This is a genomic window from Micromonospora polyrhachis (genome assembly GCF_014203835.1).
GTDB lineage: Bacteria > Actinomycetota > Actinomycetes > Mycobacteriales > Micromonosporaceae > Micromonospora_H > Micromonospora_H polyrhachis.
This window is the reverse complement of record NZ_JACHJW010000001.1, coordinates 3713623-3725570: the sequence shown is the minus strand read 5'-3', so window position 1 is coordinate 3725570 and position 11948 is coordinate 3713623. Positions and strand designations below refer to the sequence as shown.

Below are 11948 nucleotides of genomic sequence, written 5' to 3'. Positions count from 1 at the left end.
CGGTCGTACGCTGCCTGCTGTGGAAACCGCGGACAGAGCCGGCGAGACCGCCCAGACCCTCGACCGAGGGTTACGGCTGCTGCACCTGGTCGCCGACGCACCGAACGGGCTCACCGTCACCGAGGCGGCGGCCCGGCTCGGCGTCGGTCGGGCCGTGGTCTACCGGCTCGTCGGCCCGCTCACCGGGCACGGCATGCTCCGCCGGGACGGTGCTGGCCGGCTCCGGCTGGGGGTCGGGGTGCTGCACCTGGCCCGACGGGCTCAACCGCTGCTCGCCGAGGGTGCGTTGCCGGCCCTGCGGCGGCTCGCCGAGCAGGCCGGCGCGACCGCGCACCTGACGGTGGTGGAGGGCGGCGAGGGAGTGGCGCTCGCGGTGGTCGAGCCGACCTGGACCGCGTTCCACGTGGCCTACCGGACCGGGTCGCGGCATCCGCTGGACCGGGGGGCCGCGGGCCAGGCCATCCTGGCCGGGCGGGCCGGGCAGTCCCGGCCGGTCTCGACCAGCGGCGAGTTGCAACCCGGCGCGTACGGGGTGGCCGCACCGGTGCTGGGCGTGTCGGGCCTGGAGGCCAGTGTCGGCGTGGTGGCGCTCGCCCCACTGGACGTCGCCACGGTCGGCGAGCAGGTCCTGTCGGCCGCGCAGGCGGTCAGCCGCGCCCTGTCCTGACCGACCTTCTTCTCGCGTCGAACCTGCACTGCCCCGCGTTGATCCTGCGCTGCCCCGCGTTGATCAGGAGGTTTGCGTCACCGGAAGCCCTCGTCGGCGACGCAAACCTCCTGATCAACTATTCAGAGCGGTGGTACTACGGCCGCTTCCAGGGCTGCAACGGGGTGGTCACCGCCGCGTACGCGTCGACGATGCCGTACCCGTAGAAGCCGTTGAAGTTCTCGCCGCCGGCGCAGTACGCGTCGTACGTCTCGTCCCGGCCCTCGTTGCGGTACTGCTGGAGGCGCGGCGTCGGGCAGGCGTGCTCGGCAGCCGTGCGGTAGAGGTGGTTCTCCACCTTGTCCGGGTCCAGGGTCAACCCGCCCCGCCGGAAGTCACGCTTGCCGAACTTGCTGACGATCAGCGCCGCTACACCCGAGGCGTGCGGTGCGGCCATCGAGGTGCCCTGGAGATAGGTGTAGTAGCCGCACTCGCCACTGGCCTTGCACTCCTTGAACACCGACTCCTCGAAGCCCGGCACGATGTTGCCGTCCGCGTCGACCGACCCCTCCTCCTGGAGGACCTTCTTCGGGTAGGTCGAGAGGATCATGTTGGCGTCGGTACGGAAGCTCGGCGTCCCGTACCCGTCCCGGAACCAGCCACCCGGCGCGGCGACCGAGATCTGCTCGGTGCCGTAGTTGGAGTAGTCCGCCTTCTTGCTGGACGGGCCGACCGAGGAGACCCCGATCACGTGCGGGCCCTCAATCGGCAGGTCCCAGCAGGTCGCGTTGTCGATCGGCCGGGGGCGCGGCGTACCGCCGTAGTTCGGGCTGGAGGTGTCCACCCGCGGCGCGGCCAGGTCCTCGTTGTTGTTGCCGAGCGCGCCCACCAGGGTCACGCCCCGGTAGTGCGCGTAGTCGAGCGCCCGGTGCATCGCCCGGATGGTCGCCCGCTGCGCCGCCTGCTCCTCCGGCGAGTCCGCCGGGTTGTTCAGGCAGTTGTACGCCCACGGGTCGACGTAGAAGGACATGTTGACCACGTCGAGGCCGACGTCGGCTGCGTGCACCAGGGCGTTGACCACCGGGTCGAGGAAGAAGTAGCCGGAGTCCTGGCCACCCTTGAGTTCGACCAGCGTCACGTTCGGCGCGACGCCGGAGAGGCCGAAGCCGTTGGCGGCGGCACCGACGCTACCCGCGACGTGCGTGCCGTGCCCGCCGTCGTCCGTACCGACCGGGTCGAGGCAGCCCGCCGCCTCACACGGACCGTCGATCTCCTCGATGTCCGGCGCGAAGTTACGCGACAGCGACCAACTGAAGTTGGGGGCGAGGTCCGGGTTGCTGGCGTCGACTCCGGTGTCCAGGATGCCGACGGTGACGCCGCGCTTGCCGGGCTCCTTCTTACGGGCGTCGAAGGCCCGCATCATCTCCAGGCCCCACAGCTTCTCGTCCAGCGGGTCGACCTTGCTGCCGGGCTTCTTGCCCTTGGCCGGCTTGGTGCCCGTGGCCTTCGCCGCAGCCCGCAGGTTCTCCTGCGTGACCTGGTCCATCTTCTTCTTCGGGGCCCAGCCGATGGGCTTCTTCTCCGCGGCACCGACCAGCGCGTCAGCTGCGGTGACCCGGCTCGCGAAGTCGCTGCGATCACTGGTGACCTGGTACATGCCCACACCGTCGGTACGGGACACCACGGTGCCACCAGCCGCCTGGATGGCGGCGATGGCCGCGTCGGCGGCGACGCCGTCCTCCGCCACCACGGTGTATTCGGTGACGGTGGTCGGGGCGGCAGTGACCGGGTTGGCGGGCACGGTAACCAGGAAGGCCAGAGTCGTTGCGGCAGCGACGGCTCCGGCGGTGAATCTTCTGCTCACCACAGAGGATCCTCTCGTTGGGGGTTAGTGGGAGCATCACACCTGATCAGGTCGCAGTCCGCTAGGGGCCTGCCCGGATTATCAATCTTTCCACCCGCCCACCCGAACGCGCACCCATCGATGATCCACGTGATCAGGGACCAAACGCGGTCAGGGATGGGTCATCCGGAGTACGTCCAGCGCCTCGTCCAACTGCCGCTCGGTGAGGCGTCCATTGTCGACATGGCCCCGGGCGAGCACCACGGACCGGATGGTCGCCTCCTTCGCCAACGCCTCCTTGGCGATCGAGGCTGCCTCGTCGTACCCGAGGTGGCGGTTGAGCGGGGTCACGATGGAGGGTGAGCCCTCGGCGTACGCCAGGCAGACCTCGGCGTTGGCGACCAGGTCGACCACGCAGCGGTCGGCGAGCAACTGGCTCGACGAGGCCAGCAGGCGGATGGATTCGAGCAGGTTGCGGGCCATCACCGGGAGCATCACGTTCAGCTCGAAGTCGCCCTGCGAACCGGCGAACCCGATCGTCGCGTCGTTACCGATCACCTGCGCGCAGACCTGGCGTACGGCCTCGCAGACCACCGGGTTCACCTTGCCGGGCATGATCGATGATCCGGGCTGGAGGTCGGGGATCTGCAACTCGCGCAGGCCGGTACGCGGGCCAGACCCCATCCACCGGATGTCGTTGGCGATCTTGTAGAGGCCGACCGCGATGGTACGGAGCTGACCGGAGGCCTCCACCAGGGCGTCCCTGGCCCCCTGCGCCTCGAAGTGGTTACGCGCCTCGGTCACCGGCAGCCCGGTCTCCTCGCGGAGCTTGGCGACCACCCGGGCGGCGAAGCCGAGCGGGGTGTTGATCCCGGTGCCGACGGCGGTGCCACCCAACGGCAGCTCGGCCAGCCGGGGCAGGCAGGACTCCAGTCGTTCGATGCCGTAACGCACCTGTGTGGCGTACCCGCCGAACTCCTGGCCGAGGGTGACCGGGGTGGCGTCCATCAGGTGCGTCCGCCCGGCCTTCACCACGACGGCGAACTCGTCGGCCTTGGTCGCCAGCGCGTCACCGAGATGACGCAGCGCGGGCAACAGATCATGTACGACCGCCTGGGTGGCCGCCAGGTGGATCGAGGACGGAAAGACGTCGTTGCTGGACTGTGCGGCGTTCACGTCATCGTTGGGGTGCACCTCGCGGCCCAGTTCCCGGGCGGCCAGGGTGGCGATGACCTCGTTGGCGTTCATGTTCGACGAGGTTCCCGAGCCGGTCTGGAACACGTCGATCGGAAAGTGGTCGTCGTACGTGCCGTCGGCCACGTGCGCGGCAGCGGTGGCGATCGCCCCGGCCACGTCGGTGTCGATCACGCCGAGTTCGGCGTTGACCAGAGCGGCGGCCCCCTTGATCTGGGCCAGCGCCCGGATGTGCGCCGGCTCCAGGCCACGCCCGGAGATCGGGAAGTTCTGTACGGCGCGTTGGGTCTGGGCCCGCCACAGCGCCTCGGCGGGCACCTCGACCTCGCCCATCGTGTCGCGTTCGATCCGGTAGCCAGTCGCCTCAGGAGTCGTCACGCGTTCCATCCTGCCCCGCCCGGCCAGGACTCGCAGGAAGGTGACAACACTTGGGTGGTGCAGCCACGGCAGGGTTGCTCAGCCTGCTTGGTGTACCACTGTCACCAGTTCGAAAATCAAGCGGCGTTGATGATGTTCAAGACCCGGCGTGCCGCGAAAACGCGCCCGTACCGTCGGCCCGTGCGTTCCTCCAGAATGCCCAACTGGACGAGGCGCCTGATCGCTGTGTTCGCGGCCTGATACGAGACCCCATATCTTTCGGCGGTGGGCGTCGCAGTGATCAGTGGGTACCCGAGCAGGTCCTCGACGATCCGCACAGCCACACCGCGGACGTCAGCACCGAGCAGCAGAGTCAACGCCTCATCTCGCCAGTCGTGCAGAGCGTCGATCTTCTCCACCCCGCGAACCGCCTGCGCACGTACGGCCTCGGAGAAGAACCGGACCCAGGGTTCGAAGTCGCCGGTGGCACTGACCGACAGCAGATGGTCCTGGTACTGGCGCCTTCTGCCTTCGAGCCAGGGAGAGAGGTTCAACACCGGCACGCGCAACTCGCCATGGTAGGCCAGTTGCAGGACGCAGACGAGGCGACCGAGCCGGCCGTTGCCGTCGTTGAAGGGATGCAGGGTCTCGAACTGGTAGTGACCGAGAGCCATCTTGATCACCAAGGGAAAGGTGTCCTCGGCCGTGAGCCATGACGCCCAGGCGTCAACACCGGCACGTAACTGATCGCCAGGAGGGGACGGCACAAACCGCGCATCGGTGACTCGCCCTCCGTCGGCACCAATAAAAACCTGAGTCGTCCGGACACGGCCGGCCTCAGGCGAATCCCCTCGGGTCCCTCGCACGAGGATCTTCTGTAGTTGCTCCAGCGCCCCCACCGTGATGGGCCGCTCCTTGATCCACTCAAACGCAAGCTCCGCAGCCTCGACGTAGTTGTGGACCTCCGCGACCGACGCGGTGAGCTGGTTACGCTTGAGGAAGTCAGCTTCGAGGACATCGTCAAGCGCCGCATAGGTGCCCTCAAGCGCCGATGTACTGACGGCCTCCTGCCGGATCGCGGGACGCGCGAGCAACCCCGGGTTTGGTAGCCGAAAGGCTGCCTGGTCGAGGCGAGCCACCGCGACTGCGGCGTTGGTGACTGCCAGGTACGTCTCCTGCGCCAGGTCGAGCTTCGCTGGCAGCGGGTCGGGGACGAAGGCCGAGCAGTCATAACTTTCGTTGAACCGAGGATCCCAGCCGGTTATCCGGACAAGTGACCCGCTGGTGACGATCGGAACATAGCGTCGTCCATGATTTGAAGTAAACCACGAGAAACTTGAAAACCAGGCCTAGCTTTTCAAGGCTGGACCTCCATATGGAGCCGCTTTCCACGTTTTCTCCGCGCCACGTTAAATCACACCAACGAAATTCAACCACCCTGCGTGACGTACGCGTGTCAGCGCCGCCAGCCAACCGTCAGCCGGAGCGAGGTTCAGTCCAGCTCGGGCCGCCGGTCGTACTTCGCCAGCGTCGCCTTGTCCGTACTCGCATCCTGGAAGATCAGCTCCCACGGACCGGTGTTCACATCCAACTCCTTGCCGAAGCCCACCGCTGCAGGTCAGCCAGTTCCTTTGACGCGAACACGTTGCCCCCGCCCGCTCACGCTGGTAGCGTCGAGGCTGCCCGGGGCAGTGGCTCCGTGGAAGTGAACCCGGTAGCCTTCCGGACGGTGGGTGGGCCGGGTTTCGCGTTTCCAAGACCGGTGTCACACACGTCGGATCGTCTCACACCTCCCGAAGATCCGTAACGACCGGCCGAACGCCGGCACGCCACTCCGCTCCCCTTGCCCAAGACCAGGCGACGGCGTCCGGTATCGACAGCAAACACTCCTCGTGTGAACGCATGTGGTCGTACCTGAGCCGGCTTTCAACCCCCGCCGACCGCACCTTCTCCCTAAGCAGGCTCCGATCGGCTTTCAGGACCGAGTCGTCGAGCTCGAACACCAAGCGCTCTGCGTCTATCTTCGCGGCGTCAGTCACCAGCCCGGCAAGGGATGCGTCACGGGCCAACTTGACATGCCCGTACCTGGTCGCGTTGTAGATCACTACCTGCACATCCAGGCTACGAATGACGCCGAGGATGCGGCGGCGGTCGTCCCTTTTCTTGCAGAAGTGGATGCTGCGCTGCCCCGGAAGAATCAACCCTTTGATCGCCTGTCGCGCCTCATTGAGTCGACCTGAGGCGACCGCTGCGGCGGCAAGCAGGAACCCCCCGCTCCTTGTCTCATCCACGAACACGTGCGGCCGCACTCAGTCCCTCCTCAGGCTGACCGGCGCCTGAGGCTCTGTAGCGGCACCCCCGTAGCGACAACATAGAAGAAGTCCCATCCGTTCCGGTGCGGACTGACCTCCGGCTTGTAGTGTTTGACGATCTCCCGAGCCGCCTCGCTCGGGGTCCGGAAGGACCGACCAGTCAGCGGGCCGGATGCGATCTCGATGCGTCCCGGGCCAGGCACAAAGGACGCATAGGTCCGATGGCCGGCGTAGTCAGCGTAGATCCGCACCGGAACCGGTTCGTCGCCGTCGCCCGAAGCTATCGGCGGCACCACAGCGGCTTGGACCTGCGCAACCAGTTGCGCCACTACCTGCCCCTTGGTCAGCCCGGCGATACCGGCCGCGAAGGCAAGGTAGCTGTCGGTGGACTCGTCCACCTCGATTTTCGGCATCACACCACCTCCTCGCACTGGACGGTAGCAGTCGAGGAGGCCGAACGCTGAGGAGAATCTCCCCTCCTTTAAGAACTTAGAGTCGGATCAGCGGCGGCCGACGGTCAGGACCGGCTTGGTGACCTCGGCGAAGAAGTCATTGCCCTTGTCGTCGACCACGATGAAGGCCGGGAAGTCCTCCACCTCGATCTTCCACACCGCCTCCATGCCGAGCTCCGGGTATTCCAGGACCTCGACGTGCTTGATGCAGTCCTGGGCCAACCGGGCCGCCGGGCCGCCGATGGAGCCGAGGTAGAAGCCGCCGTGCTGCTGGCAGGAGCGGGTGACCTGCGCCGAGCGGTTGCCCTTGGCGAGCATCACCTGCGAGCCGCCGGCCGCCTGGAACTTCTCCACGTAGGCGTCCATCCGCCCGGCGGTGGTCGGCCCGAACGAGCCGGAGGCGTACCCCTCGGGCGTCTTGGCCGGACCGGCGTAGTAGACCGCGTGGTCGCGTAGGTACTGCGGCATCGGCTCGCCGGCGTCCAGCCGCTCGGCGATCTTGGCGTGGGCGATGTCCCGGGCGACGACCAGCGGTCCGGTCAGCGAGAGTCGGGTCTTCACCGGGTACTTGGACAGCTCGGCCCGGATGTCGTCCATCGGCCGGTTGAGGTCGACGCGTACCACCTCGGCGGAGTGGTCCAGTTGGGCGTCGGTGACGTCCGGCAGGAAGCGGGCCGGGTCGGTTTCGAGGCGCTCCAGCCACACCCCGGACGGGGTAATCTTCGCGACCGCCTGACGGTCGGCCGAGCAGGAGACGGCGATCGCCACCGGGCAGGACGCGCCGTGTCGGGGCAACCGCACCACCCGTACGTCGTGGCAGAAGTAACGCCCGCCGAACTGTGCCCCGATGCCGAACTGGCGGGTCAGCTCCAGGACCTGCGCCTCCAGCTCCAGGTCCCGGAATCCGTGCGCCTGCATCGAGCCGGAGGTGGGCAGGTTGTCGAGATACTTCGCGCTGGCGTACTTGGCGGTCTTCAGCGCGAACTCGGCCGAGGTACCACCGATGACGATCGCCAGGTGGTACGGCGGGCAGGCCGAGGTGCCAATCAGCCGCAGCTTCTCCTCCAGGAACTGCATCATCCGGGTGGGGTTCAGCAGCGCCTTGGTCTCCTGGTAGAGGTACGACTTGTTGGCCGAGCCACCGCCCTTGGCCATGAAGAGGAACTTGTACGCGTCGGGGTGCCCGTCCGGGTCCTCGGCGTAGATCTCCACCTGCGCGGGCAGGTTGCTGCCGGTGTTGCGCTCCTCCCACATGGTGATCGGGGCGAGCTGCGAGTAGCGCAGGTTGAGCCGGGTGTACGCCTGGTAGACGCCCCGGCTGATGGCTTCGGCGTCCAGGCCGTCGGTGAGCACGTGCCGGCCGCGCTTGCCCATCACGATCGCGGTGCCGGTGTCCTGGCACATCGGCAGCACACCACCAGCCGCGATGTTGGCGTTGCGCAGCAGGTCGAGCGCGACGAAGCGGTCGTTCGGCGAGGCGGCCGGGTCGTCGATGATGGCCCGGAGCTGGGCCAGGTGCGCTGGACGCAGGTAGTGGGCAATGTCGTGCATCGCTTCGGCGGTCAGCGCGGTCAGCGCGGCGGGCTCCACGGTGAGGAACCGCCGGCCACCCGGACCGTGTACCACGTCGACGCCCTCATCAGTGACCAGGCGATATTCGGTCTGGTCGCCACTCACTGGCAGCAGGGGGGCGTAGGAGAAGTCGGCGGCACTGCTCATAACCGCAAAGCCTAGGGCAGGCTACCGGAGGAGTCGTACCCGCCGGTCGCTCCTGGGACGACGCTCTCAGCCGTCCTTACCGCCGCCGTCCTTGCCACCGCCGTCCTTACCGCCGCCGTCCGGTGGCGAACCGTTGTCGGGCACCCCGGCACCGGGTTCGGGGCCGTCGGGTGGGGCGACCGGTGCGCCGAACCGCGCGTATCCGATGTCCCGCCCCTCGCCGATCACCAACCCGGCCGGGCCCACGGCGAGCACTTCCGCCGACGAGCGGAGGTTCAGCAGCTCGTGGCCGGTACGCGGATCCAGGACGACGATGCGGTTGGGTTTCCGGTCCACGATCACCGCCACCTCGCGGGCGAGCGCCGCCCCGCCATCGGGGTTGATCGTTCGGGTCCACTGGGACCGTCCGCTGGGCAGCGCGCGTCCGGTGACCGCCGCCTTGTCCGCGCTTCGGGCCAGCGCGTACCGGTCGTCGACGGCGAGAAGTTTCTCGCCTTCCACCCCGACCCAGAGATAACGCCCGTTGTAGCCGTCGACGACCGCCTCGCGGGTGTCCGGGCCGACGCCGACGATGACGCTCCGGCCGCCCTGCGGGTCCTCCCGCTGCACGCAGCCGGCGCCGCTGGCGGTACGCAGGTTGATCCCGGCCCGCCGCCAGACCTCCTGACCGGTGATCGGGTCCTGGGCGATGACCATGAAATAGCAGGTGCCGTCCGCGGAGCGAGCCTCGACACGCAGCACCCGGCCACCGACCGCCACGAGCCGGGCATCGCTGCCGACCTTCAGGTCCTGGACCAGCCGCCCGGTGGCGGTGTCGACGACATGTACCCGGCCGTCGACGGGGAAGGCCAGCAGCGCCGGCATCGGCTCCGGACCACCGGCCGCCGGGTGTACGCCGTCCGTGGTGAGTCGTCGGGTGCCCAGCAACTCCGGGTTGTCGGCGAAGAGTCCGGCGCTGACCCCGGGCAGGAAGGCCGTCCAGATCGGCTTCTCCCCCCGGGGGTCCCAGGCGGTCAGCGTGCATTCCCGGGCTTCGGGGCACCGGGCGTCGAGCAGGGCGTTGCGGTACGTCCAGACGGCGATCGCCCGGTTGTCCTTGCGGCGTACCGCACCGGTCTCCGGGTCGATCAGTTCGTAGCCCTTGACCAGCAGCTTCCCGACGGCGATGACCGGATCATGCTCGCCCCCGGCCACCGCGACCCAGTCCGCCTTGCGGTCCCAGAGTCGTACGCCGGTGGCCAGGCTGCGCGCCTCCACCGACGTACGGTGTTCGACCACGACCGTGTTGCCGGCGATCGTGACGCTCTTCGGGGTGCCGTCCACCCGCTGCTGCCAGACGACGTCCGGCTCGGAGAGCGGCTCGCTGCGGTTGACCCACTGCCATACGTCCGGAAACGGGTTCCAGACGCCGGTCGCGGCCAGGGCGACGAGCGCCACCAACGCGAGGGCGAGAAAGCCCTTCACGCGCCGGCTTCTGGCGCTCCCCTTCGCCACCCGGTCACCGTAACGACGGCCCACGTCCGGAAGCGCTAAGGTCAGCTGCCCGTGTCGTCACCTTTGCGAGCTTTGTCATCATTCGCGGATTCAGCCGACAGTGTGGACCGGGCCAGCGGCAGCACCCGGTACGGGATCTGCTCGGCCAACGCGATGATGGTCGAGGCCCGGCCGATGCCCTCGTACGACAGGATCTGGTCGATCACCCGTTGCAGGTCGGAGTTGGAGCGGGCAACGATCCGGCAGAGCAGGTCGCTCGACCCGGTGATGGTGTGCGCCTCCAGCACCTCCGGGATCTTCGACAGGTGAGTTGCCACCGCGTGGTGCCCGTGCCGTTGGCTGATCTCCAACGTGACGAACGACGTCACCCCGAAGCCGATCGCGGCCGGTGAGAGTTCCGGTCCGAACCCGGAGATCACGCCCCGGGCCAGCAGCTTGTCCAGCCGGGCCTGGACTGTGCCTCGGGCCACCCGCAGCCGCCGGGAGCATTCCAGCACCCCGATCCGGGGTTCCGCCGATAGTAGTTCGATCAACTGGACATCAAGCTGATCGAGCTGGACATCCTGCACAGGATTCACGACCAACCACCATACTGAATGTACAAACTGACCATTGATTCACTGGACAGTTGCACAGCTCACACCGGCACCGCGATCCTCCCCGCAAGACCGCATACCGGACGCCGAGACCCGGCGGGCGGTAAATGGAGGGAGTGGCCGATGACCAGCGCGCTTGACCGACCCCACAGCACCGACGAGGTGGACGTCGACCGGCTGATCGGCGCGGTCGACCACGACATCAACCGTGACCCCTTCCCGGTGAAGGGTCTCGACCATGTCGTCTTCATGGTCGGTAACGCCAAGCAGGCCGCCCACTACTACTCCACCGCGTTCGGGATGACCTGTGTCGCCTACCGCGGTCCCGAGCAGGGCTACCGCGACTACGCCGAGTACGTCCTCACCAGCGGCTCGGCCCGGTTCGTCCTCACCGGCGCGGTCCGGCCGGACGCATCCGGCGCCGCGCATGTGACCAAGCACAGCGACGGAGTCGTCGACATCGCCCTGGAGGTGCCGGACGTCGACGCCGCGTACGCGCACGCCCTCGCCCAGGGGGCCACCGGACGGACGGAACCCACCGAGCTCACCGACGCGCACGGCACGGTACGGTTCGCCGCCATCGACACGTACGGCGACACGCGGCACACGCTGATCGACCGGTCGCGCTACACCGGCCCGTTCCTGCCCGGCTTCGTCGCCCGTGGACCGATCGTCGACCGGCAGCCGGCCATCGACGCCGGCCTCCAGCCGAAGCGCTTCTTCCAGGCCGTCGACCACATCGTCGGCAACGTCGAACTGGGCAAGATGGACGACTGGGTGGAGTTCTACAAGCGGGTCATGGGCTTCACCAACATGGCCGAGTTCATCGGCGACGACATCGCCACCGACTACTCGGCGCTGATGAGCAAGGTGGTGGCCAACGGCACCCGCAAGGTGAAGTTCCCGCTCAACGAGCCGGCGATCGCCCGGAAGAAGTCGCAGATCGACGAGTACCTGGAGTTCTACCAGGGGCCGGGGGCGCAGCACATCGCCCTGGCCACCAACGACATTCTGGCCAGCGTGGACGCGATGCGGGTCGCCGGGGTGGAGTTCCTGGACACCCCGGACTCGTACTATGACGACCCCGAACTGCGGGAACGCATCGGCCAGGTCCGGGTGCCGATCGAAGAGCTGAAGGCCCGCAAGATCCTGGTCGACCGGGACGAGGACGGCTACCTGCTCCAGATCTTCACCAAGCCGGTGCAGGATCGGCCCACCGTCTTCTTCGAGCTGATCGAACGGCACGGTTCGCTCGGCTTCGGCAAGGGCAACTTCAAGGCGCTCTTCGAGGCCATCGAGCGGGAACAGGAACGTCGCGGCAACCTGTAACACTGT

The 11948-nt window shown here is 67.8% G+C and carries 10 protein-coding genes and 1 pseudogene; 2 read left to right on the top strand and 9 right to left on the bottom strand.

Annotated elements, in window-relative coordinates:
- Window positions 1-19: 19 nt before the first annotated feature.
- Complete coding sequence (locus FHR38_RS16240; RefSeq protein WP_312882194.1) at window positions 20-667, top strand: IclR family transcriptional regulator; 648 nt, start codon at window positions 20-22, stop codon at window positions 665-667.
- Between the two features lie 136 nt (window positions 668-803).
- On the opposite strand, the gene FHR38_RS16235 is transcribed toward FHR38_RS16240, so the two are convergent.
- The 9 genes and pseudogenes from FHR38_RS16235 to FHR38_RS16195 all read right to left on the bottom strand — a co-directional run bounded on the left by FHR38_RS16235 (window position 804) and on the right by FHR38_RS16195 (window position 10595).
- A complete protein-coding gene (locus FHR38_RS16235; RefSeq protein ID WP_184535464.1) occupies window positions 804-2510 on the bottom strand; it encodes a S8 family serine peptidase in 1707 nt (568 codons plus the stop codon).
- A 150-nt stretch (window positions 2511-2660) separates the two neighbouring features.
- Window positions 2661-4061, bottom strand: a complete 1401-nt coding sequence (locus FHR38_RS16230) for a class II fumarate hydratase (protein WP_376771411.1) — start codon at window positions 4059-4061, stop codon at window positions 2661-2663.
- Window positions 4062-4177: 116 nt separating this feature from the next.
- The gene (locus FHR38_RS16225) at window positions 4178-5206 is read right to left on the bottom strand and encodes a Fic family protein (RefSeq protein WP_246447406.1); all 1029 of its coding nucleotides are present in this window, start codon (window positions 5204-5206) and stop codon (window positions 4178-4180) included.
- A gap of 326 nt (window positions 5207-5532) precedes the next feature.
- Window positions 5533-5649: pseudogene (locus tag FHR38_RS16220) on the bottom strand (XRE family transcriptional regulator); the annotation flags it as partial.
- Between the two features lie 175 nt (window positions 5650-5824).
- Window positions 5825-6349: a hypothetical protein gene (locus FHR38_RS16215; RefSeq protein WP_184535461.1), complete on the bottom strand. Its 525-nt coding sequence runs from the start codon at window positions 6347-6349 to the stop codon at window positions 5825-5827.
- Window positions 6350-6360: 11 nt separating this feature from the next.
- Window positions 6361-6765, bottom strand: a complete 405-nt coding sequence (locus FHR38_RS16210; RefSeq protein WP_221449046.1) for a hypothetical protein — start codon at window positions 6763-6765, stop codon at window positions 6361-6363.
- Window positions 6766-6852: 87 nt separating this feature from the next.
- Window positions 6853-8523, bottom strand: a complete 1671-nt coding sequence (locus tag FHR38_RS16205; RefSeq protein WP_184535460.1) for a fumarate hydratase — start codon at window positions 8521-8523, stop codon at window positions 6853-6855.
- Between the two features lie 66 nt (window positions 8524-8589).
- Complete coding sequence (locus FHR38_RS16200) at window positions 8590-10017, bottom strand: outer membrane protein assembly factor BamB family protein (protein ID WP_376771410.1); 1428 nt, start codon at window positions 10015-10017, stop codon at window positions 8590-8592.
- 41 nt (window positions 10018-10058) lie between these two features.
- Window positions 10059-10595 carry an Lrp/AsnC family transcriptional regulator gene (locus FHR38_RS16195; protein ID WP_184535459.1) on the bottom strand — a complete coding sequence of 179 codons (537 nt, stop codon included), beginning with the start codon at window positions 10593-10595 and terminating at the stop codon, window positions 10059-10061.
- 141 nt (window positions 10596-10736) lie between these two features.
- Between FHR38_RS16195 and hppD the strand changes: the two genes are divergently transcribed.
- The gene (hppD, locus tag FHR38_RS16190) at window positions 10737-11942 is read left to right on the top strand and encodes a 4-hydroxyphenylpyruvate dioxygenase (protein ID WP_184535458.1); all 1206 of its coding nucleotides are present in this window, start codon (window positions 10737-10739) and stop codon (window positions 11940-11942) included.
- Window positions 11943-11948 lie beyond the last annotated feature (6 nt).

What these genes read in the sequence shown, in the direction of transcription:
- FHR38_RS16210 (WP_221449046.1), bottom strand. Translation starts at nt 6,765, where the DNA reads ATGCCGAAAATCGAGGTGGACGAGTCCACCGACAGCTACCTTGCCTTC.
- FHR38_RS16205 (WP_184535460.1), bottom strand. Translation starts at nt 8,523, where the DNA reads ATGAGCAGTGCCGCCGACTTCTCCTACGCCCCCCTGCTGCCAGTGAGT.
- hppD (WP_184535458.1), top strand. Translation starts at nt 10,737, where the DNA reads ATGACCAGCGCGCTTGACCGACCCCACAGCACCGACGAGGTGGACGTC.